Source organism: Xanthomonas sp. NCPPB 3442 (genome assembly GCF_056725145.1).
This window is the reverse complement of the sequence record NZ_CM161514.1, coordinates 1,977,363-2,001,600: the sequence shown is the minus strand read 5'-3', so window position 1 is coordinate 2,001,600 and position 24,238 is coordinate 1,977,363. Positions and strand designations below refer to the sequence as shown.

At 64.3% G+C, this 24,238-nt stretch carries 24 protein-coding genes; 11 read left to right on the top strand and 13 right to left on the bottom strand.

What is annotated here, in order from left to right; translation table 11 throughout:
• The first annotated feature begins 160 nt into the window (after positions 1–160).
• Positions 161–2,914 (top strand): methionine synthase, encoded by a 2,754-nt coding sequence (metH, locus tag AC1POX_RS08710; protein WP_372357006.1) that lies wholly within the window; start codon positions 161–163, stop codon positions 2,912–2,914.
• A 140-nt stretch (positions 2,915–3,054) separates the two neighbouring features.
• Here the strand turns inward: metH and AC1POX_RS08705 are convergent, their stop codons facing one another.
• The 11 genes from AC1POX_RS08705 to AC1POX_RS08655 all read right to left on the bottom strand — a co-directional run bounded on the left by AC1POX_RS08705 (position 3,055) and on the right by AC1POX_RS08655 (position 13,026).
• Positions 3,055–4,260 carry an AGE family epimerase/isomerase gene (locus tag AC1POX_RS08705; protein ID WP_011346984.1) on the bottom strand — a complete coding sequence of 402 codons (1,206 nt, stop codon included), beginning with the start codon at positions 4,258–4,260 and terminating at the stop codon, positions 3,055–3,057.
• Positions 4,257–5,243 carry a carbohydrate kinase family protein gene (locus tag AC1POX_RS08700; protein ID WP_338334502.1) on the bottom strand — a complete coding sequence of 329 codons (987 nt, stop codon included), beginning with the start codon at positions 5,241–5,243 and terminating at the stop codon, positions 4,257–4,259. The genes AC1POX_RS08705 and AC1POX_RS08700 overlap by 4 nt, the downstream gene beginning before the upstream one ends.
• On the bottom strand, positions 5,240–6,550 hold the full coding sequence (gene fucP, locus AC1POX_RS08695) for an L-fucose:H+ symporter permease (protein ID WP_372357005.1): 1,311 nt from the start codon (positions 6,548–6,550) through the stop codon (positions 5,240–5,242). Before fucP ends, AC1POX_RS08700 begins: the two co-directional genes overlap by 4 nt.
• Before the next feature lie 13 nt (positions 6,551–6,563).
• Positions 6,564–7,739 (bottom strand): LacI family DNA-binding transcriptional regulator, encoded by a 1,176-nt coding sequence (locus AC1POX_RS08690; protein WP_372357148.1) that lies wholly within the window; start codon positions 7,737–7,739, stop codon positions 6,564–6,566.
• Between the two features lie 138 nt (positions 7,740–7,877).
• Positions 7,878–8,723, bottom strand: a complete 846-nt coding sequence (locus AC1POX_RS08685) for a transporter (RefSeq protein ID WP_029819116.1) — start codon at positions 8,721–8,723, stop codon at positions 7,878–7,880.
• 331 nt (positions 8,724–9,054) lie between these two features.
• A complete protein-coding gene (locus tag AC1POX_RS08680; RefSeq protein WP_372357004.1) occupies positions 9,055–9,789 on the bottom strand; it encodes a DUF2058 domain-containing protein in 735 nt (244 codons plus the stop codon).
• 18 nt (positions 9,790–9,807) lie between these two features.
• Positions 9,808–10,044, bottom strand: coding sequence for a SlyX family protein (locus AC1POX_RS08675; RefSeq protein WP_008576524.1), 237 nt, complete (start codon positions 10,042–10,044; stop codon positions 9,808–9,810).
• Entirely contained in the window at positions 10,037–11,386 is a 1,350-nt protein-coding gene (locus tag AC1POX_RS08670; protein WP_136733828.1) for a UDP-glucose dehydrogenase family protein, read from the bottom strand. The genes AC1POX_RS08675 and AC1POX_RS08670 overlap by 8 nt, the downstream gene beginning before the upstream one ends.
• 25 nt (positions 11,387–11,411) lie before the next feature.
• Positions 11,412–12,335: an FKBP-type peptidyl-prolyl cis-trans isomerase N-terminal domain-containing protein gene (locus AC1POX_RS08665; RefSeq protein WP_223866234.1), complete on the bottom strand. Its 924-nt coding sequence runs from the start codon at positions 12,333–12,335 to the stop codon at positions 11,412–11,414.
• Positions 12,253–12,438 (bottom strand): hypothetical protein, encoded by a 186-nt coding sequence (locus AC1POX_RS08660; protein ID WP_223866235.1) that lies wholly within the window; start codon positions 12,436–12,438, stop codon positions 12,253–12,255. The genes AC1POX_RS08665 and AC1POX_RS08660 overlap by 83 nt, the downstream gene beginning before the upstream one ends.
• Positions 12,439–12,468: 30 nt before the next feature.
• Positions 12,469–13,026, bottom strand: a complete 558-nt coding sequence (locus AC1POX_RS08655) for a glutathione peroxidase (protein WP_011346979.1) — start codon at positions 13,024–13,026, stop codon at positions 12,469–12,471.
• A gap of 132 nt (positions 13,027–13,158) precedes the next feature.
• On the opposite strand from AC1POX_RS08655, the gene AC1POX_RS08650 reads away from it, so the two are divergent.
• The 7 genes from AC1POX_RS08650 (at position 13,159) to AC1POX_RS08620 (ending at position 17,810) form a co-directional block, all read left to right on the top strand.
• Positions 13,159–13,407: a hypothetical protein gene (locus tag AC1POX_RS08650; protein ID WP_074053199.1), complete on the top strand. Its 249-nt coding sequence runs from the start codon at positions 13,159–13,161 to the stop codon at positions 13,405–13,407.
• A 2-nt stretch (positions 13,408–13,409) separates the two neighbouring features.
• A complete protein-coding gene (locus AC1POX_RS08645) occupies positions 13,410–13,772 on the top strand; it encodes a GntR family transcriptional regulator (protein WP_003483692.1) in 363 nt (120 codons plus the stop codon).
• Positions 13,769–14,644 (top strand): ABC transporter ATP-binding protein, encoded by an 876-nt coding sequence (locus tag AC1POX_RS08640; protein ID WP_005913764.1) that lies wholly within the window; start codon positions 13,769–13,771, stop codon positions 14,642–14,644. Before AC1POX_RS08645 ends, AC1POX_RS08640 begins: the two co-directional genes overlap by 4 nt.
• The gene (locus AC1POX_RS08635) at positions 14,641–15,627 is read left to right on the top strand and encodes a hypothetical protein (RefSeq protein ID WP_011346978.1); all 987 of its coding nucleotides are present in this window, start codon (positions 14,641–14,643) and stop codon (positions 15,625–15,627) included. The genes AC1POX_RS08640 and AC1POX_RS08635 overlap by 4 nt, the downstream gene beginning before the upstream one ends.
• Positions 15,628–15,637: 10 nt before the next feature.
• Positions 15,638–16,456, top strand: a complete 819-nt coding sequence (locus tag AC1POX_RS08630) for a DUF4097 family beta strand repeat-containing protein (protein WP_011346977.1) — start codon at positions 15,638–15,640, stop codon at positions 16,454–16,456.
• A 34-nt stretch (positions 16,457–16,490) separates the two neighbouring features.
• Positions 16,491–17,021: a DUF2884 family protein gene (locus AC1POX_RS08625; RefSeq protein ID WP_071117725.1), complete on the top strand. Its 531-nt coding sequence runs from the start codon at positions 16,491–16,493 to the stop codon at positions 17,019–17,021.
• 366 nt (positions 17,022–17,387) lie between these two features.
• The gene (locus AC1POX_RS08620) at positions 17,388–17,810 is read left to right on the top strand and encodes a hypothetical protein (RefSeq protein ID WP_014089812.1); all 423 of its coding nucleotides are present in this window, start codon (positions 17,388–17,390) and stop codon (positions 17,808–17,810) included.
• 128 nt (positions 17,811–17,938) lie between these two features.
• Here AC1POX_RS08620 and AC1POX_RS08615 read toward each other — a convergent pair whose 3' ends face one another.
• Positions 17,939–19,342 (bottom strand): class II fumarate hydratase, encoded by a 1,404-nt coding sequence (locus tag AC1POX_RS08615; RefSeq protein WP_338334507.1) that lies wholly within the window; start codon positions 19,340–19,342, stop codon positions 17,939–17,941.
• A gap of 283 nt (positions 19,343–19,625) precedes the next feature.
• On the opposite strand from AC1POX_RS08615, the gene AC1POX_RS08610 reads away from it, so the two are divergent.
• Entirely contained in the window at positions 19,626–20,948 is a 1,323-nt protein-coding gene (locus AC1POX_RS08610) for a hemolysin family protein (RefSeq protein WP_029819108.1), read from the top strand.
• A 10-nt stretch (positions 20,949–20,958) separates the two neighbouring features.
• Here the strand turns inward: AC1POX_RS08610 and AC1POX_RS08605 are convergent, their stop codons facing one another.
• Complete coding sequence (locus tag AC1POX_RS08605) at positions 20,959–21,942, bottom strand: CAP domain-containing protein (protein WP_041855041.1); 984 nt, start codon at positions 21,940–21,942, stop codon at positions 20,959–20,961.
• Positions 21,943–22,106: 164 nt separating this feature from the next.
• On the opposite strand from AC1POX_RS08605, the gene purB reads away from it, so the two are divergent.
• Both purB and AC1POX_RS08595 read left to right on the top strand, forming a co-directional pair.
• Complete coding sequence (gene purB / locus AC1POX_RS08600; RefSeq protein WP_057681578.1) at positions 22,107–23,474, top strand: adenylosuccinate lyase; 1,368 nt, start codon at positions 22,107–22,109, stop codon at positions 23,472–23,474.
• Positions 23,475–23,717: 243 nt separating this feature from the next.
• Complete coding sequence (locus AC1POX_RS08595; protein WP_011346970.1) at positions 23,718–24,218, top strand: DUF3060 domain-containing protein; 501 nt, start codon at positions 23,718–23,720, stop codon at positions 24,216–24,218.
• Positions 24,219–24,238: the final 20 nt, after the last annotated feature.

The window sequence follows — 24,238 nt, the reverse complement described above, 5'->3', positions numbered from 1 at the left end:
AGGCTCACCCTCATCCACCCTTTGCGCACCTTCTCCCGCCTGCGCGAGCAGGTGGCGCGCAGCGCCGGATGAGGGCTGCATTGCACCGCGCCCGAGGCCCGGGCCGTGAACACCCACTCACCACGACCGATCGCGCCGTCATCGTCCAGCAGAGCCTTGCATGAGCACTCCCCGCTACACCCGCCTGTCCGGCCTTGAGCCGCTGGTCATTACGCCGGACCTGTTGTTCGTCAACGTCGGCGAGCGCACCAACGTCACCGGCAGCGCGCAGTTCCGCAAGCTGATCAAGGAGGAGCGCTACGAGGAAGCGGTGGAGGTCGCGCGGCAGCAGGTGGACAGCGGTGCGCAGATCCTCGACGTCAACATGGACGAAGGCCTGATCGATTCGGAGAAGGCGATGACGCGCTTTCTCAACCTGATCATGTCCGAGCCGGATATCGCGCGCATTCCGGTGATGGTGGATTCGTCCAAGTGGAGCGTCATCGAAGCGGGATTGAAATGCCTGCAAGGCAAGAGCGTGGTCAACTCCATTTCGCTCAAGGAAGGCGAAGCAGTGTTCATCGAACACGCCCGCAAGGTATTGCGCTACGGCGCCGCCGCGGTGGTGATGGCCTTCGACGAGGCGGGCCAGGCCGACACCTGCGCGCGCAAGGTCGAGATCTGCACGCGCGCCTACACGCTGCTGACCGAGCAGGTTGGCTTTCCGCCGGAAGACATCATCTTCGACCCGAACATCTTTGCCGTGGCCACTGGCATCGAAGAGCACGACAACTACGCGGTGGACTTCATCGAAGCCACCCGCATCATCAAGGACACGCTGCCGCACTGCCATGTGTCCGGCGGCGTTTCCAACGTCTCGTTCTCCTTCCGCGGCAACGAAACCGTACGCCAGGCAATCCACTCGGTGTTCCTGTTCCATGCGATCAAGGCCGGCATGGACATGGGCATCGTCAATGCCGGCGGCATGCCGATCTACGACGAGCTGGATCCGGAACTACGCGAACGCGTGGAGGACGTGATCCTCAACCGGCGCCGCGACGGCACCGAACGTCTGCTGGAAATCGCCGAGCGCTACAAGGGCACCAAGGGCGCGGCGAAAGTCGAAGACCTGGCCTGGCGCGACAAGCCGGTCCGCGCGCGCCTGGCGCATGCGCTGGTGCACGGCATCGACGCATTCGTGGAAACCGACACCGAAGAAGCGCGCCAGCATTCCACGCGCCCTCTGGACGTGATCGAAGGCCCGCTGATGGACGGCATGAACGTGGTGGGCGATCTGTTCGGCGCCGGCAAGATGTTTTTGCCGCAGGTGGTCAAGTCCGCGCGCGTGATGAAAAAGGCGGTGGCCTATCTGCTGCCCTTCATCGAAGCGGAAAAACTGCGCACCGGCGATGTCGGCAAGTCCAACGGCAAGATCATCATGGCAACCGTCAAGGGCGACGTACACGACATCGGCAAGAACATCGTCGGCGTGGTGTTGGCCTGCAACAACTTCGATGTGGTGGATCTGGGCGTGATGGTCTCGGCGCAGGTGATCCTGGATCGCGCTCGCGAAGAAAACGCGGATCTGATCGGGCTGTCCGGCCTCATCACGCCATCTCTGGAAGAAATGTCGCATGTGGCGCGCGAGATGCAGCGGCAGGGCTTTGACATTCCGTTGTTGATCGGCGGCGCAACGACCTCGCGCGCGCACACCGCGCTGAAGATCGACCCGCACTACACCGCGCCCACCGTGTGGGTGAAGGACGCCTCGCGTGCCGTGGGCGTGGCGCAGTCGCTGATCTCGCGCGACCTGCGCCAGGCCTTCGTTGCCGCCAACGATGCCGATTACGCGGAAATCCGCGCACGCCACCGTAACCGCGGCGATGCCAAGCGCCTGGTGTCGCTCGAAAAAGCCCGTGCGCAGCGCTTCGACGGCGATTGGGACACCTACACTCCACCGGCCCCACGCCAGCCAGGCATCCACGTTTTCGACGACTACCCGTTGCAGGAGCTGATCGAACTCATCGACTGGACGCCGTTCTTTCAGGCATGGGAGCTGGCCGGCAAGTTCCCGGCGATTCTCAGCGACGAAATCGTCGGCACCCAAGCCAGCGAGCTGTATCGCGACGCACGCCGCATGCTCAAGCGCATCGTCGAAGAGAAGTGGCTGACGGCCAAGGCCGTGTTCGGGCTGTGGCCGGCAAATAGCGTTGGAGACGATGTTGTCGTCCTGACGGAGCCGGCAGAATCGGGAATCGGGAACCGGGAATTGCAAGGCGATGCCCGCACACTCGACCATTCCCGATTCTCCATCCCCCATTCCCTGCACTTCTTGCGCCAGCAAGTCGACAAGCCCATCGACCGCCCCGACTTCTGCCTGGCCGATTTCGTCGCTCCCAAGAGCAGCGGCAAGCAGGACTGGATCGGCGCGTTCGCGGTCACTGCCGGCATCGGTATCGATGCGCATGTGGCCCGGTTCGAAGCGGCGCACGACTACTACAACTCCATCCTGCTCAAGGCGTTGGCCGACCGTCTGGCAGAGGCGCTGGCCGAGCGGCTGCATCAACGCGTGCGCACCGAGTTCTGGGGTTATGTGGAGGACGAAGCGTTGGACAACGAAGCCTTGATCGCCGAGCGCTATCGCGGCATTCGCCCGGCTCCCGGCTACCCGGCTTGCCCGGAACACAGCGAAAAACGCACCTTGTTCGATCTGCTCGATGCCGAGCGCAACGCCGACATGTCGCTGACCGAAAGCTTTGCGATGCTGCCCACTGCCGCGGTCTCCGGTTATTACTTCAGCCATCCCAAGAGCCAATACTTCGTGGTCGGGCGACTAAGCAAGGAACAGGTGGCCGATTATGCAAAGCGCAAGAGCATCACGCTGGCATTGGCCGAGCGTTGGCTGGCATCGAATCTGGATTACGACCCGGAGTAAGGGCATCTGCTGACCGCAGATATCGTAGGAGCGCACCCGGGCGCGATGGGGGTCTTATCGGTAAAGCCTCATCGCGCCCGGGTGCGCTCCTACGCGGCAACGCCACCGCATTGCGCGGCGGCGCTTGGATCACGCCAGCATCAAGCAGCCGGCCGCAACACGTTCAAGACTTCGTAGCACGCGCCCATGGTGTGGTAATCGGTCTTACCCGCCGGGCTTTTCTCATCGCTGTACTTGCGGTTGTCCGCATCCAGGATGCGATACCACGCGCCATACTGATGGTCGATCATGTGCGCCCACGAATAGGCCCACAGCTTGTCGTACCACTGCCAGTAGCGATCGTCGCCGCTGCGCTGCGCCAGCAATGCAGCAGCGGCCAACGACTCGGCCTGCACCCAGAAATACTTGTCGTCGTCGCAGACATTGCCGTCAGGGTCGAAGCCGTAATACAGCCCACCGCGCTGCGTGTCCCATGAGCGCTCCACTGCCACGTCGAACAGATGCTGCGCGGTCGGCAGCAACCAGTCGGCCGGCGCATAGCGATCCAGCAGCATCAGCAGCTTGGCCCATTCGGTCTGATGGCCGGGCTGAAAACCCCACGGGCGGAACAGGTGCTTGGGATTGTCGCGGTTGTAATCCCAGTCGATATTCCACTGCAGATCGTAATGCTCCCACACCAACCCATCGGCTTTGGCTGCCTGGCGACGGGTCATGTTCTCCGCGAGCACCAGTGCGCGATCGAGATAACGCTGCTCGCCACTGGCTTCGTACGCGGCGATCATCGCTTCGCACATATGCATGTTGGCGTTCTGGCCGCGGTAGCTGGTGAAGTTGAACTGCGCGTCGGCTTCGTCGCGGTACAGCCCGAACTCCGCGTCCCAGAAGTACTTCTCCAGCAGTTGCCAGGTCTCGTCCATCCACGCGCGTGCCTCATCGACACCGGCCTTCAAACCACACGCATACGCCAGCAACACGAACGCCACGCCGTAGCAGTGATTCATGTCGTCTTCGACCACGCCATCGCGCAGCGTCCACGCATAGCCGCCGGTTTGCGGATTGCGATGCACATTGCGCAGATAGTCCAGCCCGTGACGTACCGCCTGCAGGTACGCAGCATCGCCGAACTCGCGGTAGGCCATTGCGTAGTTGAAAACGAAGCGCGTACTGCTGACCAGGTGCCGATGCCCGGCATCGTAGATCGAACCGTCATCGCGGAAATACTGGAAAAACCCACCTGCCGGGTCGATCGCGCGCGGATGGTAGAACGCCATGGTGTCGGCGATGTGCTGGCGCAAGACGTCAGCCGAACGGAAATCGGGTGCGGGTGTTGCAGGCAAGCGGCTCATGATTGTTCCTGGATCAAGGAATGGACTTCATCGATGCTCGGCATTGCCGCGAACGCGCCCTTGCGCGTCACCGCCAGCGCGCCGACCGCGGCAGCAAACCGAATCACCTCATTGATTGCCGCGGAATCGCCGCATAGCTGCTCCAGCGATGCAGCACGCGTTGCCAGCTGATACAGCAGCCCGCCGACGAATGCATCGCCAGCGGCGGTGCTATCGCGCACCTGCACCTGGAACGCCGGCACCTGGCCCGCATCGGTGCGTGTCTGCCAATGCACCGGCCCGCCGCCATCGGTGACCAGCAACCAACTGGCCTTGCCCTGCCACAGCTTTTGCGTGACCGCACTGGCATCGCCATCGAGCGTTCCCGCCAGATACTCAAGCTCCTCGCGCGAAAGCTTGACCACATCGGCCAACGCCAGCGCCTCCCATAGCAACGCCGCCGGATCGACATCCTGCGGCCACAGCATCGGGCGCAGGTTGAGGTCAAGGCTGACGATGGCGCCATCGGCGCGCGCACGGCGCATGCCGTCGAGCGTGCACTGGGCAATCTGCAGCTCGGTCATGCTGTTGGAGCACACATGCAATACCGCTGCCTGCGTAAACCCGTCCGCGGCGAAGTGCTCGGGACGGAACAACAGGTCCGCTGCCGGTGGACGGTAGAAACTGAAACTGCGTTCGCCCGCGTCGTCCAACGCAACGAACGCCAACGCAGTCTTGGCCTGATCGGTGCGCACGATGCCATCGGTCGCCACGCCGGACTGCTGCAGGCTTTGCAGCAGGAAATCGCCGAACATGTCGCGCCCGAGCATGCCGACGAAATGCGCAGCACCCCCCAGGCGCGCCACCGCAACGGCGACATTGGCCGGCGCACCGCCGGCATATTGCGCGAAGGTACGCGCCTGGTCCGGGCCGGCCTGCGGCAACGCCAGCATGTCGATCAGCGCTTCGCCGAAACACACTACCTGATGCTTGGTCGCACTCATGCGCGTGCCTCCGCCAGTGCGCCGCGCAACCGCGAGCCCCAGATACCGTAGAACACGATGTACAGGTAGCACAGCAACGGCAGCACGAACGACTCATGCAGGCCGATGCTGTCGGCGAGCAGCCCTTGCAGATACGGCACGATGGCGCCACCGACAATGGCCATGATCAGCAGGCTCGAGGCGCGCCCGGTCAGCGGGCCGAGCCGTTCGATACCCAGGGTGAAGATGGTGGGGAACATGATCGAATTGAACAGGCCGATCGCCACCAGCGCATATACCGCCAACATGCCGCCGCTGGCCATGGTCAGGCCCAGCAACACCGCATTGATGGCCGCTAACACCGACAACAACACGCGCGGCGACAACTTGGCCAGCAGCGCCGAGCCGATGAAACGGCCGATCATCGCCAGCGTCCAGTAGGCCGACACGTACTTGGTTGCCTCACGCTCGGTGAACCCACCGATCTGCGGCAGCGAGAAGTAATTGACCATCAGGCTGCCGATGGCCACTTCTGCGCCCACATAGAAGAAGATCGCCAACACACCGAAGCGCACATGCGGGTGTCGCAAGGCATCGAGCAAGGAATGCTTGCTGTCGTCTTTCTGTGCGCTGGCGTCGGTCAGTGCCGGCAGACGGAACAAGAACACTAAAATCGCCAGCAAGAACAGCACGATACCCAGCCCGATGTACGGGCCTTGCACGGCCTGCGCTTCCTGCACGCGATAAGCCAGTTGCTCGGCTTCCGGCAGGGCTTTCAGCTGGTCGCCGCTCATCACTGTGTTGGAGAGGATCAACCAGCCGCCCAACAGCGGCGCGATCGCGGTACCGAGCGAATTCAACGCCTGGGCCAGGGTCAGGCGACTGGAGGCGCTGCGCTCGGGCCCCAGCAAGGCGACGTAGGGATTGGCGGCCACCTGCAGGATGGTGATGCCGGTGGCCAGCACGAACAATGCGCCGAGAAAAGCGCTGTACACGCGCAGTTCCGCCGCCGGCCAGAAACCCAGCGCGCCGACCGCCGCCACCGCCAACCCGGCCACGATGCCCTGCTTGTAGCCCAACCGATTCACCACCCAACCGGCCGGCAGCGACATCAGGAAGTACGCACCGAAGAAGGTGAACTGCACCAGCATCGCCTGCGCGAAATTGAGCTCGAACACCGCCTTCAGATGCGGGATCAGGATGTCGTTGAGGCAGGTCAGAAAGCCCCACATGAAAAAGATCGTGGTGACCACCGACAACGCGACGCCGTTGTTGACGGGCGCCTTGTTGCCGCTGGGCACGGAGGATTGCGTGGAAAGGGAAACCATAGGGATTGCCTGGTCAGCGGCCGGAGGCCTTGGTGGGGGAATGGGCGGATGGACCGCTTTGGGGAGGTGATGACATTCGCGCTGTCGGTCCGCAGGCGCTGCTCGCGCGAATATTCAAGGCAACTGCGGCGGTCAGCTGTTGTGCGGCGAGCTCGGGGCTACCGATGCGTTGCAGTACCAGCTGCGCAGCCTGCCTGCCACGTGCACGCGGGTCTGCGGCCAGGGTGGTCAATGCAGGCGTGAACAGCGCCGCTTCGGCGATGTCGTCGAAGCCGGTCACCGCAAAGTCGCGGCCGGGCACGATGCCGTGCCTGGCCAGGGCCGCCATCAAACCGAGCGCAACGCTGTCGTTGTAGCAGACCGCTGCAGTCGCAGCCTGCGCCGCAGTGCTCAGCAAGCGCGCCCCGCACAGTGCGGCGTCCTGGCGATTTGGAGCCGACTCGACGTAATGCGTTTCCAGGTCCGCCTCCTGCATCGCGCGCGCATAGCCGGCGCGACGCTGCCGGCAGGAACTGGATGCGGCATGCCCACCGAAGAACACGATACGCCGATGACCTTGCGCAATCAGGTGCGCGCAGGCCTCGAACGCGCCTTGTGCGTTGTCCAGCGCCAGCAGATCCCATTGCGCGCCCTCCACCTCGCGATTGAACAGCACCACGTTGCGTTGGCGGCCGAGCACCTGGGTCAGCGCCTGCGCCTGGCTGCCTTCGGCCGGCGACAGGATGATGCCCGCCGGCGTGTGCTCCATCAGCGAGGTCAGCACTGCCTGTTGACGCTGCGTCGATTCGCCGGTGCTGCCGAGCAAGGTGACATAGCCGGCTGCGCCCAGTGCCTCGTCCACACCGGCGGCGAACTCGGCAAAAAACGGGTTGGACAAATCGTTGATGACCAGCGCGACGCTGGACGAGGTGCGTTGGCGCAAATTCGCCGCGGCGCGGTTGTAGACGTAATTCTGCCGATCCAACTCGGCCTCCACGCGCGCGCGCGTGCTTGCATGCACAAGCGGGCTCCCGCGCAGCACCAGCGACACCGTCGCGCGCGAGACACCGATGGCGCTGGCGATATCGCGTAGCGTCACCGCGCCGCGCCGCGCGCCTGGCGTACCATCGTCCGTAGTCATCTCGGGTGTCGGCTTGGCTGGCGTCACGTGGCAAGCCTTGCGGTGGAAAAAAGACGCATGCAGTGGCATCAAATTGGATCGATCCAATTAGGCCTCTTCCGCGCAGTCAATGCATGCGGCAGTGCAACATAGTCCATTTCGCACGAGGCCAAGGCCCAAGGCAACGCACCGACTGGCCAGTGATCCGACAGCGGCGGTTCGCACCAGTCACTCAAACGCGATCGATAGCCCGATGCCACCTTGCCAGGCCGGGCTTTCCGAGGTCAGTCCCCGCAACACCGACACATCCAGCTGCATCGCATGCGGCAGCTGCCAGGCGCCACCCGCGCCGGCCACGCGCGAATGCGCGCTGCCGGTGTCCACGCCCGCTTCCACATAGCTGCTGAAATGGTCGCCGGAAAAAAACGTGTAATTGGGCGCGAAGGTCCAGGTGTGCCCGTCGTCATCGCGCGCGTAATTGACGTACAACGCGATGGCACGCTGCTGCGCCAGATCCCAGGATGCAGTCACACCGAGTTCGCGCGAGTAGCCGTCGCTGAAGGCCGGGCTGCCGGTCGGGATGCTGTAAGTGCCCAGCGCAGCCCAATGAAAGCTCTCCGAACGCGATGGCAAGGCCACCTTCAATCCGACACTGCTATCCCCGCCGCCACGTACCCGCACGCCACCACCATGCTGCCAGTTGTAGCTGTCGCTCCCGAGTTGCAGTTCGACATTCTGGAACAACCCCAGACGCAGCAGCGTGTCGGCGGTGTATTGGGTCGTGCGCTGCCCGTCGCTGCGGTCGGTACTTGCATCCGGCAAGCCCTGCTCCCAGGCAAACGCACCTGGCTGCAACGCCTCCGCAGCGAATGGAATGCCCGGCCGGTCGAACGCCGGCGCATCGTCTGCCTGCGCGGCGGCGTGCCCGCTAGCCACGCACAGCGCAAGCATCACCAAGGCCGACGCCGTTCGGCGCGGCGCCTGCACCGGCACGCGACTGGGGGCACGACTGTCGACGGCTGCCACGACGTTGGATTTCAGGGATTTCGACGACAGGGACATATGCAGCACCATTGGCAGGACGGAGCAACCGAGCGGGGACGAGGGCACGGCAAAAGGCGCCGGCCTGCATCGACACGTAACGGCGCGCATGGTGCCGCGCCACCCGTGACCGGCTTGTATAGCGTCGCGCTGCGCGTTGTCTCCCGCGCCAGCGGTCAGGGCGAGCCCCGATGGCCTTGCATGAAGCACCATGGTCAAGCAACCAACCCGCATTCTGCGCCAGACAATCCGATGGCCGCCCTCTGGCTTGCGCGGTGGCTGCGCGCTTATTACCTGCGGAAAATGCAATGAAAATGGGCACCGGCAGGTGCCCATGTACAACACACACCACGCATCGGGCGTTCTACCAGACCAGGTCGTCGGGCACCTGATACTTCGGATCAGCGTACGGGTCATCGCCCGCTGGTGCGTTCGGGTCCACCTTCAAGGCGACCGATGGAGCGAACACCGCTTCGGCTTCGGCAAGCAACTCGGCAGTCACCAGCAGATAGCGTCCGTTGAGTTGCAGCACACCCAGCTCGCCGGCATTGAGCGCCTTGAGCTGATCGGCGGTGACGTAGATGCGCTTGATCTTGCCGCCATACGGGAAATGCCGGGCGATATCCGCATCGGCATGATTGAGCCCCTTGTCCTTGAGCAGCTCTTCGAGCTTGGCCTTGGCTTCGCGACGCAGGCGTGCTTCTTCCTGTTTCAGCCGCTCGGCTTCGATGCGCTCGTCCTTCTCGCGTTGCGCGCGGATCGCATAGGCCTTGGCCAGGTCGATGTCCTCACGCGTGCGTGCCGGCCTGGGGCCGCGACGGTCTGCAGCGGCATGCTGCGGACGCGGCGCTGCGCCGGGCTTGCCGTCATGCCGACGCTCGGGCCTGCCAGCGGGTTTGCGCTCGCCATTGCCGTCGGTTGACGCGGCGGCATGTGGCCGCTGCGGTCCCCTGCCCTGGCCCGGCCGATTTCCCCCGGGTGCTGGCTTGCCACCATTGCCATGTGCACGCGCTGCAGGCCGTGCGTCGGGTTTGCGTTCGGGCTTGGGCGCGGACTTGAAGCCCAACCCAAGCAACTGGTCACGTAAGGTATCGCTCATGGCGGCGGCAATCTGCAATCAATAGTGCGGAGGCGGCGGTTCGTCCGCTGCATCGGCAAACAATGTGGAGCGCACCTTGCCCAGATCCTCGAGCAGGTGGCGGATCAGTTCGGCGTTGCGCGCACCCGTCAAACGGGCGTCTGCAAGTGCTTCACTCAGTTCGTTGAGCGCCTGCTCCTGGAAGGACAGGCGCGTTTCCAATTCGATCAACCGCGCTTCCAGCGCGCGGTCGTGCAGCGGGAGTTGCTCATGCATATAGCGAACGGCCTCGTCCAATGGCGTAGTACGCCAGACCTGCGGCTTCGATCTCCTGCGGGTCGTAAAGGTTGCGGCCGTCGAAGACGACCTCGTCCTTCAAGGCCTGCTTGATCTTGCCGAAGTCCGGGCTGCGGAACTGCTTCCACTCGGTGACCACGACCAGGGCGTCGGCACCTTCCAGTGCAGAAAAGGCATCGTCGCAATACGCCAGATCATCGCGCTCGCCGAAGATGCGCCTGGCTTCGCGAGTGGCTTCAGGGTCGTAGGCGCGCACGGTGGCACCGGCTTCCCACAACTGTTCCATCAGGCGACGGCTGGACGCAGCACGCATGTCGTCGGTATTGGGCTTGAACGCCAGACCCCACACCGCGAAGGTCTTGCCGGCCACACTACCGGTGCCCTCGGCACCGTAATGCCGCTGCACCAATTCGAACAGATGGCCCTTTTGCGCGTTATTGACGCTTTCCACTGCGTCGAGCAGGGTCGGCCGCATGCCGTACTGCTCGGCCGTCTTGGCCAATGCCTGCACGTCCTTCGGGAAGCACGAGCCGCCGTAGCCGGCGCCGGGATAGATGAAGTGCCAGCCAATACGCGGATCCGAGCCGATGCCGTTACGCACCTGTTCGACGTCCGCACCGACACGCTCGGCAATATTGGCGATCTCGTTCATGAAGCTGATCTTGGTCGCCAGCATCGCGTTGGCCGCGTACTTGGTCAGCTCGGCCGACCGCACGTCCATTTCCACGATGCGATCGCGATTGCGGTTGAACGGCGCGTACAGCCGCCGCATGCGCGCAATGGCCGCCGGCTTCTTAGCACCAATCACGATGCGGTCCGGGCGCATGCAGTCGGCCACCGCGTCGCCTTCCTTGAGGAATTCGGGGTTGGAGACGACATCGAACTCATGGTCCACGCCGCGTGCGTCCAGCTCTTCCTGGATCGCCACGCGCACGATGTCGGCCGTGCCGACCGGCACCGTGGACTTGTTGACCACGATCGCCGGGCCGTCGATATGCCGGCCCACCGTGCGCGCGACTGCCAGCACGTATTGCAGGTCGGCGCTCCCGTCCTGGTCAGCCGGCGTGCCGACGGCAATGAAGGTGATCTCGCCATGCGCGATGGCTGCAGCCGCATCACTGGTGAAGCGCAACCGGCCGGCGGCATGGTTGGCCTTCACCATCGGCTCCAGGCCGGGCTCATAGATCGGAATCAACCCGCGATTGAGGGCATCAAGCTTGGCTTGATCGATATCCACGCAGACGACCTGGTGCCCCACTTCGGCCAGGCAGGCACCGGTCACAAGACCCACGTAGCCGGTGCCGAAGATCGCAACGCGCATGGAATGGAATGCCTGCCACGGAAGATCAGGGAAGGATACCCATCAGCTCGACATCGAACGTCAACGTTGCGTCAGGTCCGATCGGCCCGCCTTGCGTGCCGTTCGGGCCATAGGCCAGGTTGGATGGAATCCAGAAACGGTATTTCGAGCCGACCGGCATCAACGCGACGCCCTCGGTCCAACCGGGGATGACTTGATCCAGACCGAACTCCGCCGGCTGGCCGCGCTGGTAGGAACTGTCGAAGACCTGCCCGTTGAGCAGCTTGCCTTCGTAGTTCACACGCACCTTGCTGGTCCGCATCGGGCGCTCGCCGCTGCCCTGGCGCAACACCATGTACTGCAGGCCGGACGCGGTGGTGATCACGCCCTTCTCGGTCTTGTTCTTGGCAAGGAACTCATTGCCTTGCTTGCGATTGTTGGCAGCGGCAGCACCCTGCTTGGCAGAGGCAAATGCCTGCATGGTGGCTGCGGCTTCCTGCTGGGTCAGACGCGTGGTGCCCTTGGCGAACACGGTACGCACTGCTTCCATCAGGATCGACAGATCGATCTCGTCCTTGATGCCGGCCAGCGACGGACCAACCGCACGATCGCCGAGCATCAGGCCGACATTTTCCTTGGACGGTGCGGCCGGCGCGGCGCCCGGCGCCATGCCTGGCACCTGCTGGCCATTGCGGGCAGCGAGCGCGGTACGCAACGCGGTGTCGGTGGCCTGGGTCTGCTCATCCGACAACAGCGGCTTGCCGCCCTTGAATGCATTTTCGATGGCGCGTTGCATCGCGTTCACATCGATGTCCTGAGCAATCGGCTCGAACGAACGTGCCACGTCCATACCGATGGCGTAGCTCACGTCCTCGCGCGTGCTCTTGTCAGACGATGCATTCAAAGCTGGCTTCTCCTTGGTGGCCGCTGCGGCCGGTTGCTGCGACATCGCCGGCATCGATGCCGACATTGCCACCATCAGTAACGACGCCGCCGCGCCGCGCTTTCCCATCTTCATTCGATGCACTTCCCAAAAGTGAAAAGACACGCCACCGATGGCGCTGAATGCGCATTGTCGCATGCGCGCGCGGCGATGCGAGTGCTCAGTGCGCCGGTGCCTTGAGCTCGCGTTCGATTGCTGCCAGCACGCTCGGATCGTCCGGTTTGATCTTGCTGGGGAACTGCGCAACCACCCGGCCATCGCGACTGATCAGATACTTGTGGAAGTTCCAGCCCGGCGCCACGCCAGTGGCCTGGGTCAGGCGCTGATACAGCGGCGTTGCCTGCGCACCCAGCACATGGACCTTTTCGAACATCGGGAACTTCACCCCATAGGTCAGCGTGCAGAATTCCTGGATCTGTTTCTCCGATCCCGGTTCCTGTCCCTGGAAATCGTTGGATGGAAAACCCAGCACCGTGAAGCCGCGGCTGCCGAAGCGCTGGTTGAGCGCTTCCAGCCCCTCGTACTGCGGGGTGAAGCCGCACTTGCTGGCGGTATTGACCACCATGACGACCTTGCCGCCGTAGGTACGGTTCAGGTTGATTGGCGTCTTGCCGGCCAGCGGCCGGTATTCCACATCCAGTACCGGAGTGCCGGCAGCGAACGCGGATGTTGCAAAAAAGCCAGTCAATACAAGAGCTAGCAGACGATTGAGCAACATGAGCAATGCCCTTCGAAGTTGAGGCGGCGCACCGATAAGGGGTGCCATCAGTTGGGGATGACAAACAGTTGACTGCCTGCGTGTCGGTGTTATAGTTGAATACAACACCAGTCACCCAACGCAGGGGAAAGCATGAACAGCACACGCTTGACGCGACCAGTTCCGCTGTTGCTGTTCGGCAGCACCCTGTTTGCCATTGGTTGCCTGGGAGCCGCTTCCAGTCAGGTGACGGAGTCCGGCGCCGATTATGGCGTGTCGGAGGCGGTTACGGAAAACGCGACAACTCCCCCCGAAGCGCGTTCCCGGCCTGGCCGGCATGTGCGCGCCTCGCTGTCGATGCCCTATTTCTCCTTCGCGCAGGCCCTGCGCCCACGGAGCTGATCATGAACGACATTCAGTGGAGCGACGGCGCTCCCATCTACCGCCAACTCAAGGAACGGGTGATTGCCATGATGCTCGATGGAATTCTCAAGCCCGGCGATGCCCTGCCCTCGGTGCGCCAGGTGGCGGCCGATTACCAACTCAACCCCATCACCGTCTCGCGCGCCTACCAGGAACTGGCCGACGAGAACCTGGTGGAGAAACGCCGCGGCCTGGGCATGTTCATGACCCCGGAGGCCGCACAGAAGCTGCGTGGCAGCGAACGCGAGCGTTTCTTGAATGAAGAATGGCCCGCCGTGCTGGAAAGGATCCAGCGCCTGGGACTGTCCATCGACGATCTGTTGCCACAGGGAAAAACACCATGACCGCCGTCTCCTCCGACCATGTGGTCGACGCACGTGGCCTGCGCAAGGCCTACAAGCATCGGCTCGCGCTGGACAACACCAGCTTCACCATTGCCGCCGGCCGCATTATTGGACTGATCGGCCCCAACGGCGCCGGCAAGACCACTGCGCTCAAGGCGGTGCTGGGGCTGACCGATTTCGCCGGCGAGTTGCAGGTATTGGGCATGGATCCGCGCACCCAGCGCAATGCGCTGATGAACGAGGTCTGCTTCATTGCCGACGTGGCGGTGCTGCCGCGCTGGCTGCGGGTCGGCGAAGCGATCGACTTCGTCGCCGGCGTGCATCCGCGTTTTGATCGCGCCAAGTGCGAGCGCTTCCTGGCCAATACCCAGCTCAACCGCAAATCGCGGGTGCGCGAGTTGTCCAAGGGCATGATCGTGCAGCTGCACCTGGCGCTGGTGATGGCCATCGACGCACGCATCCTGGTGCTGGACGAACCGACCCTGGGCCTGGACATCCTCTACCGCAAGCAGTTCTACCAGCGCCTGCTGGAGGATTACTTCGACGAGCAGAAGACCATCATCGTCACCACCCACCAGGTCGAAGAGATCGAACACATCCTCACCGATGTGATGTTCATCCGCGACGGCCGCATCGTGCTCACCGCCGACATGGAAAGCGTCTCCGAGCGCTACACCGAAGTCCTGGTCGGTGCCGACCAGCTGGATGCAGCGCGCGCCCTGAAACCGATCGACGAGCGCGGCCTGCCGTTCGGCAAGACCGTGATGTTGTTCGATGGCGCGCCGAAAGAGCAGCTCGCCCGTTTTGGCGAAACCCGCAATCCCGGCCTAGCCGACCTGTTCGTTGCGGTCATGAAGGGGACCTACGCATGAATGCAGTGACCAACCAAGCATCACCCGCACGCACCTTCGCCTGGCTGCTCAAACGCGAATATTGGGAGCACCGTGGCGGCTTCGTGTGGGCGCAGTTCATCACCGGCGGCATCGCGGTGTTCTTCGCGCTGCTAGGCGCGGTGATCGGTGCGATCAGCGCCCGCCGCAACATGGTCGGCGACAGCATCACCATGGACGATCTGGCCGAATACACGCGCACACTGGGCCAGGTCGGCGACGGCCTGCTGCTGGGCGGTATCGGCATCGCCTCGGTGGTGCTGGCATTCGTGGTGTTTTTCTACGCACTCGGCAGCCTGTACGACGATCGCCGCGACCGCAGCGTGCTGTTCTGGAAATCGTTGCCGGTGTCGGACGTGCAGACCGTGTTGTCCAAGGCTGCCTGGGCGTTGCTGCTGGCGCCGCTGATCTCCATCGCGATCGGTGCGGCGGTCGGCATGGCGCTGTGGCTGATCGCCATCGTTGGCGCCCTGATTGCCGGCGTGCCCAGCCCCTGGGCGCTGGCGACCCATTCGCACCCGTTCTCGCTGCTGTGGCTGTTGCTCAAGACCGTGCCGATGAGCCTGCTATGGGCGCTGCCGACCGTGGGCTGGCTGATGTTCTGCTCGGCCTGGGCCAACAGCAAGCCGTTCCTGTGGGCGGTGCTGTTTCCGCTGCTGGCCTGCGTGATGCTGAGCATTCTTTCGGCGATGCCGGGCGTGTCGCTGCCGATCGGCTGGATCTGGTACATCGTCGGCTACCGTGGCCTGCTCAGCGCCCTGCCCGGCACCTGGTCGCCACTTGCCGTCAGCGGGAACCTGGACAGCAGCACCCTGCAAAGCCCCAGCGACCTGGTGCAATGGGCCCTGCAGCACACCGACAGCACGCGCGTCTATGGCAGCGCGGATATCTGGATTGGCGCAGCCGTCGGTATCGCCTTGATCGCCGCTTCCATCTACCTGCGCCGTCGGCGCTCCGAAGCCTGAGGGACCTCCCATGCGCCTGACCCTGAGCCTGGCCATCCTGCTCGCATTGCCCGGTGTTGCAGCGGCAGAGGAGCAGTGCAAGTTCTCCGAACCACGTAGCCTGGACCTGCAACTGACCGGCGTGAAGTCGGTCCTGTTCGAGGTCGCTTCCAACGACCTGCATCTGGACGCCTCGCCCGGCGGCGGCGGGAAACTGGGCGGGCGCGCCTGTGCTGCCAGGGTCGAATTGCTCAAGAGCCTGACCGTGACCCAGAAGCGCATCGGCGACAAGCTGGTGGTGAGCTTGAACGATGACCGCCGGTTTTCCTTCGGCAACAGCTATTCCTACCTGGACCTGCGCGGCAGCGTGCCCAACACGATGCTGGTGCAATTTGACGTGGGTTCCGGCGATGCGCAGATCAACGGGGCCGCCGCAGTGAGCGCCGACGTGGGTTCGGGCGACATGACCATTCGTCACACCAAGGGCCGCGTGACCGCCAAGGTGGGTTCCGGCGATGTCGAGCTGGAAGATCTGGGCGCGCTGCGCGTGCTGGCAGTGGGCTCGGGCGACCTCAAGGCGCGTGAGGTGCACGGTGCGGCAGAGGTGGCGAAAGTGCAGTCCGGCGAGATCAAGCTGCACGGCGTCGCAGGCAACATCAAGATCGGCACGATCGGCTCGGGCGATGTCGATATCCGCGATGTGCAAGGCAATGTCAACGTGGAGTCGGTCGCTTCCGGCGCGTTGAATGTCCGCAAGGTGCGTGGCGATCTGAGCGTGGCGCACAAGGGCAGCGGCGATATCGATGTGAGCGAGGTCTCCGGCAGCACCCGGGTACCGACAGACAAATGACGACGACTTCTTTCAGGATGTGGGGGAATTGCTGATGAAATTGCTTGTTTCGGCGGTAGTGATGAGCGTATTGCTGGCGGGTTGCGGCAAGTCCGAACCCACCGTCAACGTCTCCGGCCAGGCCAATGGTGCCGGCGTGACCTTTACCGGCAAGAGCCTGACGCTCAAGCGCGACGGCTTGCCGGCCGCCACCATCGGTGTCGATGGCGCGCTCAGCATCGACGGCAAGCCGGTGGACTTGAATGAGGCGCAACGCCAGGCGATGCGCAGTTACTACGCGCAAGTGCAAGGCGTGGCCAAGAAGGGCATCGACATCGGCACCCAGGGCGCGGCGTTCGGCGCACATGCCGCAGGCGAAGCGATCAAGGGCGTGCTCAGCGGCAACTCAGATCAGATCGGCGACAAGATCGAGGCCGAGGCAGACACCTTCAAGCACAAGGCCCTGCAGATCTGCGATCAGCTGGCCACGCTGCGCACCGCACAGGATGCAGCCGCGCACCTGGTGCCGGCCTTTGCGCCGTACTCGACCCTGACGCAGCACGACATCGACGATTGCCGCAAGTAGATGGCCCGACAGACCGACGACGCGCACCGCCGGGCGGGCGTCGTCGGTGCGCGGCGCGGCATGTGCCGATCGTCCACTGCGACGCCGGTGCGCCACACGCCTGGTTGACGACCGTTCGCAGGCAGGTGGCAGCGCCTCCATCCGCAACGCTCAGCAACTGCGTATCGCACCGCCTGCGCAGCTGTCCGCATGGCGCGTGCCATCGCTGATCGGCCGGCCGGAACGCGCTTGGAACCGGCGATGCGTGCACGGTAACCAAACGCATCGACGCCCTGCGACATTTTGGCAGGCACCGGACGGCCGCTTTGCCGATCCGCAGACCGGAGCGGGATTACACTAATGTGCTTCCCTCACTCCATCGACCCCATGAACAAGTTCGTGATGCTCTGCATGGCGCTTCTGCTGTGCACGCTTGCTGCCTGCGGCGACCAGTCGTCTCGCCGCGCCGAACGCGGCAAGCCGCGCGTTGCGGTCACCACGCAGTCGGTGATGATCCGCCGCCCGCCGGCTGCCAATGCCGAAATCACCCCCGACGGCACGCTCAAGATCGACGACATCGCGCTGCCGCAGAAAGAAGCCACACGCGCCAAGCTGCAGTTGCTGTTCGGCCACCTGCAGATGTTGCGTCAGCAGGCAGTGAACGAGGCCGGCCCGGATCCGGAATACAAGTCGATCAAGCTGACCGCCACGCCGCAGATCCAGACGCTCAGTGGGGAATTGCTGGATGAAATTCCGTCGCTGCAGCCGTATCGCGAGAGTTTTAGTAACCTGCAAGCCGAGCGGCATTGACGCCCAGCGCACGTCAGCCAAGCGGCCAGAAGCAGCAAGAAAACCGCAGGAACGCGGTTGCGCGCGATGAGCAGTGACCGATCAGCCTCATCGCGCACAGGTGCGCTCCTCCATATTCACTGCGGTGATCAGCCGCCGCCACCGCCGCCGGCCTGGATACCGCCGCGCGTCAAGGCTGCCGGGTCGAGCAATCGCCGCAGTTCCGCTTCGCCGAGCCCGCTGTCTTCCTTGGCCACATCCAGTACCGGCCGCTGCTCCTTGTAGGCACGCTTGGCGATGGCCGCGGCTTTTTCGTAGCCGATGATCGGATTCAATGCCGTCACCAGAATGGGGTTGCGGTCCAGCGCCTCGCGGACGCGCTCCTGACGCACCTTCAGCCCGGCAATGGCCGTGTCGGCCAACAGACGCGAAACATTGCCCAGCAAGTTGATCGAATCCAGCAGGTTGTAGGCGATCAGCGGCAAGGTCACGTTCAACTGGAAGTTGCCGGTTTGCCCGGCAATGGTGATGGCAGTGTGGTGGCCGATCACCTGCGCGCACGCCATCACGGTGGCTTCGGGAATCACCGGATTGACCTTGCCCGGCATGATCGAGCTGCCAGGCTGCAGCGCCGGCAGTTCGATTTCGCCCAGTCCCGCCAGCGGGCCGGCATTCATCCAGCGCAAGTCGTTTGCGATCTTGATCAGCGCCACCGCCAACGCGTTGAGCTGACCGGACAGCTCCACCGCATCGTCCTGCGCGGCGAGGCCTTCGAACTTGTTTTCCGCGCTCTCGAACCTGGCTCCGCTCAGGCTGGACAAGGCCTTGGCCACCTTGCCACCGAAGCGCGGGTCGGCATTGATGCCGGTCCCGATCGCCGTACCGCCCAGCGGCAAGCGTCGCAAGCGTTTGAGCGCGTCGTCGATACGCTCCTGCGCCGAACTCAGCTGCGCCGACCACGCGCCGAACTCCTGCCCAAAGGTGAGCGGCATCGCATCCATCAAATGCGTGCGACCGGTCTTGACGATCTTGTCCAGCGATTTGGCGCGCTTGTCGATGCTCTTGCGCAAATGCTTGAGCGCCGGTTGCAGATGTTCCTGCACAGCCAGCAATGCCGACACGCGAATGGCGGTGGGCACCACATCGTTGGAACTCTGGCCGAGATTGACGTGGTCGTTGGGATGCACCGCATCCTTGCCGGCACGCGTGGCCAAGGTGGCAATCACCTCATTGGCATTCATGTTGGACGAGGTGCCCGAACCGGTCTGGTACACATCGATGGGAAACTGCGCATCGTAGCGACCCTCGGCCACTTGCAACGCGGCGGCCTGCACGGTCTTGCCGATCGACTTGGGCAGCAATCCAAGCTCGGCGTTGACGCCGGCTGCCGCGGCCTTGATCAAGCCCAGCGCGCGAATGAAACCACGCGGCATCGGCTGCCCGGACACCGGGAAATTCTGCACCGCGCGCTGGGTCTGCGCGCCCCACAACGCATCGGCGGGCACCTGCAGTTCGCCCATGCTGTCGTGTTCGGTCCTGAAACGTTCGCTCATCTGCACTCTCCGCACATTGCTGACTTGTGGTGATCGATGGCTGGCGGCGGGCGTACCCACGCTGGCGAGGCTGCCTACGATACTCGCTCGCCGCGTTGCGACGATGTCGTCGCACGCTGTCGGCTAGACTGCCTGTTGATCATGACGAGATGCCAAGCCGCCATGGGCGACGAGCCTGACTGTAGAAACGCAGACTCCACATCTGTTGCCGGGATACCCCGCACCTCTGCCGCATATGCGCTAGCACGCAGATGTACCGCTCCTGCAGCGCACGGAGGCGGAAATGTTAGGTAACGTCTTGCTCCTGTTGGTCGCGCTGTTGCTGGTGCTGTTGAATGGGTTCTTTGTCGCCGCCGAATTCGCGCTGGTCAAGCTGCGGCACACGCAAGCGGTGGGCCTGGCGCAAACCAACGGCTGGCGTGGGCGCTTGCTGCTCGGGGTGCACGCCCATCTGGATGCGTATCTGTCGGCCTGCCAGCTCGGGATCACCCTGGCCTCGCTCGGATTGGGCTGGGTCGGCGAGCCGGCGTTCGCACATCTGCTGCAACCGCTGTTCGATACGCTGGGCCTGTCGCCGGAAGCGGCACAATTCACCGCGCTGGCAATCGCCTTCAGCCTGATTTCGTTCCTGCACATCGTGCTGGGCGAACTGGCGCCCAAGACCATGGCGATCCGCCGCCCGGAACGCATGTCGTTGTGGACCGCCGCGCCGCTGTACGTTTTCTACTGGCTGATGTACCCGGCCATCTGGGTACTCAATACCAGCGCCAACCGCTTTCTGCGCCTGCTCGGGTGGGGCGAAGTGGAACACCACTCGCATCGTTATTCACGCGAGGAATTGATGCTGATCGTCGGCCGCCAGGACCCGAACGCAGCAGCGCCCGACCAGGGGCTGGCCTTGATGAGCCACGCGTTGGAATTGCCGGATCTGGTCGCCGGCGACCTGATGCGTCCGCGCGAGCACCTGCGCAGCCTGCGCGAAGGCATGACCCTGGAAGCGGTGCTGGCCGAATTCAGTGAGTCGCGCTACAGCCGCTACCCCTGGTTCGATGCCGATGGCGAGCAAGTGCTGGGCATCCTGCACACCAAGGATCTGCTGGTGGCGATGGCACGCGGCCAGAACCTGGACGATCTGCGCCCGCTGCTGCGCCCTCCCACCGTGCTGACCCTGGAAACGCCGATTCCCAACGCGCTGGAGCAATTCCGCGCCGGCACCACCCATCTGGCGCTGTGCGTGGAAGAAGAAGGCCGCATCCTGGGCTTTTTCACCCTGGAAGACCTGCTGGAAGTGGTGGTCGGCGACATCGAGGACGAGCACCGCCATGTGGTGCGCGATGCCCCGATCCGTGGCCAGGACGGCTCGCTGCTGGTCGCCGGCAGCACCTCGATCTTCCGCCTGGAACGCCTGCTCGGTCAGGATCTGAGCGCGCCGGACCACGTCAATTCGGTCGGCGGGCTGATCCTGTATCAGCTGCAGCGCCTGCCCGAGGAAGGCGAAACGCTGGAACTGGATGGCCACTTGCTGACCGTAAGGCGCATGGCAGGCCACCGCATCCAGGCGGTCACGGTGCGCCCGGTGGGCGAAGCCGTCGATGCGGCCAGCTGATGTCGTCGATTCATTCGGTGGACGCGCGAGGCGATTGGCCGATGCGAAACCAATAACGGTAATCGCGCGACTGCCCACCGAACCGCACCCCGCGGATGGTCACGTCGTATATCACACCCGGCTGCAAGCGCGGCACCCGGAATTGCAGGCTGTTGGGCACCCCGAAACCTTCGTGGTCCTCGCTCAGGTTGCGCACCTGCAGCTGGCGTCCATCGCGCTCACGGATCTCCACCTGCGCATCGGCGTAGTCGACATCGCGATTGGCGAACTTGCGCTTGCGGTCCGGCAAGGCGGTGAACGACAACAACGCGTCGTCGGCGTAGTACCGGCCCGGGTACTCGCCGATCGGCCAGGCGACGAAATCCTCGCGCGTTCGCGCGGCGACGCCGACCGTCGGAACCAAGCGCAGCGCGGCACCGCTACTGAACGCAGCGCCATTGCGGCCGGCCACCATGCCGAAGGCGACGCGTTGCAGAAACGGATCCAGCAGCCAGCGCCGGTGCCCCAGTCCACCGGCGCTGACGTTGTTGGCGTCGGTCAGCCACTCGATCACGATCTCATCGGCGCTGGAAAAACGCAGCAGCGGCGAGCTGACCCCGCCATAGATCAGGCTGCGGCGCGCGCCCTTGGCCGCGCTGTCGGAATAGCAGCGCCAGTCCGGCGTCGGCGTATGGCTGAGGCGGCCGTTGGCGGCAATCACCAAGGCCGCCTGGGTGGCCTCGGGCTCGGCCGCCGGGTCGTCGTCGACCGCGTCGAGACCGTGCAGCCGACGGATGTCGTTGATCAGCGCCAGCACGCGTTGTCGCTGCGCCGGCTGCAACTCGCCGGCCCGGCAGCTGGCGATCGCTGGCGGGGTGCGATACAGCGCCGCCGCCTGCGCGGCGAAATCGGCATCCTGCGCGGTGGCGGGCAGCGCGGCGGGCAAGATCGCGAAGGCGAGACGAGCGAAGATCGGGCGCATGGCAGGCCGGAACAGCGCGGGGAGCTCTACCATAAAGTGCAGCTCGCGCCATGTCGGGCGTCTCTGCCGCGCTGATAGCCCGCCATTCAGCCCACGCTGGCGTGGGCCTGGCAACCCACTTTCCAGCGCAGCGGGCCTGCCCGCGGCCCTGGCGGCGTAGAATGCTGGCCCCACTGTCACCGCTGCCTCCCTTGCCCATGTCGGATTCCGCCCTGCTCGCCCTGTCCCCGCTCGACGGCCGCTACGCCTCCAAGGTGGATGCGCTGCGCCCGATCTTCTCCGAATACGGCCTGATCAAGGCGCGGGTCAAGGTCGAAATCGAATGGCTGCTGGCACTGGCCGCCGAGCCGGGCATCGCCGAACTGGCGCCGTTCTCGCCGGCTGCCGCGCAGCGCCTGCGCGCCCTGGCCGACGATTTCAGCGTGGCGCATGCCGCGCGGGTCAAGGAGATCGAGCGCACCACCAACCATGACGTCAAGGCGGTGGAGTACTTCATCAAGGAGCAGCTCAAGGACGACGCCGAGCTGGGGCCGGCGCTGGAATTCGTGCACTTTGCCTGCACCAGCGAAGACATCAACAACCTCAGCTACGGGCTGATGCTGGAGCAGGCCCGCCGCGAGGTGCTGCTGCCCAGCCTGGACGGCATTACCGCCGCGTTGCGCACCCTCGCCCACGCCCAGGCCGCCCAGCCGATGCTCTCGCGCACCCACGGCCAGACCGCCTCGCCCACCACGCTGGGCAAGGAAATCGCCAATGTGGTCGCGCGCCTGGAGCGCCAGCGCAAGCAGATCGCCGCGGTCGAACTGACCGGCAAGATCAACGGCGCGGTCGGCAACTACAACGCGCACCTGGTGTCGTACCCGGACCTGGACTGGGCAGCGTTCGCACAGCGTTTCGTGGAAAGCCTGGGGCTGGTGTTCAATCCCTACACCACCCAGATCGAGCCGCACGACAATGTGGCCGAAATCGGCGATGCCAGCCGCCGCGCCAACACCATCCTGATCGACCTGGCGCGCGACATCTGGGGCTATATCTCGCTGGGCTACTTCAAGCAGAAGCTGAAAGAGGGCGAAGTCGGCTCCTCGACCATGCCGCACAAGGTCAACCCCATCGACTTCGAAAATGCCGAGGGCAATCTCGGCATCGCCAACGCGCTGTTCGAGCACTTTTCCGCCAAGTTGCCGATCAGCCGCTGGCAGCGCGACCTCACCGATTCCACCGTGCTACGGGCACTCGGCACCGCGTTCGGCCACACCCAGGTCGCGCTGGATTCGCTGGCCAAGGGCCTGGGCAAGCTCACCGTCAACCCCGAGCGCCTGGATGCCGACCTGGATGCGGCCTGGGAAGTGCTGGCCGAAGCCGTACAGACGGTCATGCGCCGCCACGGCCTGCCGAACCCCTACGAACAACTCAAGGCGCTGACCCGCGGCCAGGGCATCACCGCCGCCTCGATGCAGGCCTTCGTGGAAAGCCTGCAACTGCCGGAAGACGACAAGCAGCGCCTTCGCGCGCTCACCCCGGGCGCCTATACCGGCCTGGCCGAGCAGCTGGCGCGCGCGATCTGAGCTGACCGAACCGCACGCGGTGCAGGACTTGCGAAGCGGGCCACGTCATCGGACCTCATCGGCGAATCTGCATCGGCATCACCACATGCCGATGCAGCACGATCAAGGCCAGTGATGACGAGGCCAAGACGCCCGGGGCGGGACGCGTCGCCCCCCGCACGCGGACGGGCGGCCGGCGAGGGCCTGCACATGGTGACCGAACCGGACTGCTATCGTGCCGGCCTCACTTTCAGGAGATCGGCGATGCGCGTCACTCACACGGCACTGACCCTGTTGACGCTGGGAAGCGTCCTCGCACTGAGCGGATGCGGCGGCGATGGCCCCGCCGCGCAGGCCCCGTCGGCGGTATCTAACACGCTGACCGATCCGGCCAGCGGCGCAGACTGTGCCGGCAAGGATGTCCGGCTGACCCGCAATGACAGCGAATGGATCCTGCACGGCGAGTGCGGCACGGTCACCATCACCGCCTCGCGTGGCGCGATGAATCTGGACACCGCGCGCAGCATTCGCCTGGAGGGAAGCAACTTCACGGTGCTCAACCAGCAACTTGGCCAGCTCAGCGTGAGCGGTCACGACAACACGCTCAATCTCACCGATGTCGATCGCGTGGATATCCAGGGCAACAAGAATCTTGTGCTCGCGCGCGCCGTGAAACAGGTGCGGTTTTCGGGCAACGACAACACCGTCAACCCATCCAGCAAGCCTGTACTGGACGACCGTGGCAGCGGCAACAAGGTGATGTGATGCGCGCTGGTGCGCTATCG

Coding starts and splice junctions, on each gene's coding strand:
- metH (WP_372357006.1), top strand. CDS start 161: ATGAGCACTCCCCGCTACACCCGCCTGTCCGGCCTTGAGCCGCTGGTC.
- AC1POX_RS08705 (WP_011346984.1), bottom strand. CDS start 4,260: ATGAGCCGCTTGCCTGCAACACCCGCACCCGATTTCCGTTCGGCTGAC.
- AC1POX_RS08700 (WP_338334502.1), bottom strand. CDS start 5,243: ATGAGTGCGACCAAGCATCAGGTAGTGTGTTTCGGCGAAGCGCTGATC.
- fucP (WP_372357005.1), bottom strand. CDS start 6,550: ATGGTTTCCCTTTCCACGCAATCCTCCGTGCCCAGCGGCAACAAGGCG.
- AC1POX_RS08690 (WP_372357148.1), bottom strand. CDS start 7,739: ATGCCACTGCATGCGTCTTTTTTCCACCGCAAGGCTTGCCACGTGACG.
- AC1POX_RS08685 (WP_029819116.1), bottom strand. CDS start 8,723: ATGGTGCTGCATATGTCCCTGTCGTCGAAATCCCTGAAATCCAACGTC.
- AC1POX_RS08680 (WP_372357004.1), bottom strand. CDS start 9,789: ATGAGCGATACCTTACGTGACCAGTTGCTTGGGTTGGGCTTCAAGTCC.
- AC1POX_RS08675 (WP_008576524.1), bottom strand. CDS start 10,044: ATGCATGAGCAACTCCCGCTGCACGACCGCGCGCTGGAAGCGCGGTTG.
- AC1POX_RS08670 (WP_136733828.1), bottom strand. CDS start 11,386: ATGCGCGTTGCGATCTTCGGCACCGGCTACGTGGGTCTTGTGACCGGT.
- AC1POX_RS08665 (WP_223866234.1), bottom strand. CDS start 12,335: ATGTCGGCATCGATGCCGGCGATGTCGCAGCAACCGGCCGCAGCGGCC.
- AC1POX_RS08660 (WP_223866235.1), bottom strand. CDS start 12,438: ATGCGCATTCAGCGCCATCGGTGGCGTGTCTTTTCACTTTTGGGAAGT.
- AC1POX_RS08655 (WP_011346979.1), bottom strand. CDS start 13,026: ATGTTGCTCAATCGTCTGCTAGCTCTTGTATTGACTGGCTTTTTTGCA.
- AC1POX_RS08650 (WP_074053199.1), top strand. CDS start 13,159: ATGAACAGCACACGCTTGACGCGACCAGTTCCGCTGTTGCTGTTCGGC.
- AC1POX_RS08645 (WP_003483692.1), top strand. CDS start 13,410: ATGAACGACATTCAGTGGAGCGACGGCGCTCCCATCTACCGCCAACTC.
- AC1POX_RS08640 (WP_005913764.1), top strand. CDS start 13,769: ATGACCGCCGTCTCCTCCGACCATGTGGTCGACGCACGTGGCCTGCGC.
- AC1POX_RS08635 (WP_011346978.1), top strand. CDS start 14,641: ATGAATGCAGTGACCAACCAAGCATCACCCGCACGCACCTTCGCCTGG.
- AC1POX_RS08630 (WP_011346977.1), top strand. CDS start 15,638: ATGCGCCTGACCCTGAGCCTGGCCATCCTGCTCGCATTGCCCGGTGTT.
- AC1POX_RS08625 (WP_071117725.1), top strand. CDS start 16,491: ATGAAATTGCTTGTTTCGGCGGTAGTGATGAGCGTATTGCTGGCGGGT.
- AC1POX_RS08620 (WP_014089812.1), top strand. CDS start 17,388: ATGAACAAGTTCGTGATGCTCTGCATGGCGCTTCTGCTGTGCACGCTT.
- AC1POX_RS08615 (WP_338334507.1), bottom strand. CDS start 19,342: ATGAGCGAACGTTTCAGGACCGAACACGACAGCATGGGCGAACTGCAG.
- AC1POX_RS08610 (WP_029819108.1), top strand. CDS start 19,626: ATGTTAGGTAACGTCTTGCTCCTGTTGGTCGCGCTGTTGCTGGTGCTG.
- AC1POX_RS08605 (WP_041855041.1), bottom strand. CDS start 21,942: ATGGTAGAGCTCCCCGCGCTGTTCCGGCCTGCCATGCGCCCGATCTTC.
- purB (WP_057681578.1), top strand. CDS start 22,107: ATGTCGGATTCCGCCCTGCTCGCCCTGTCCCCGCTCGACGGCCGCTAC.
- AC1POX_RS08595 (WP_011346970.1), top strand. CDS start 23,718: ATGCGCGTCACTCACACGGCACTGACCCTGTTGACGCTGGGAAGCGTC.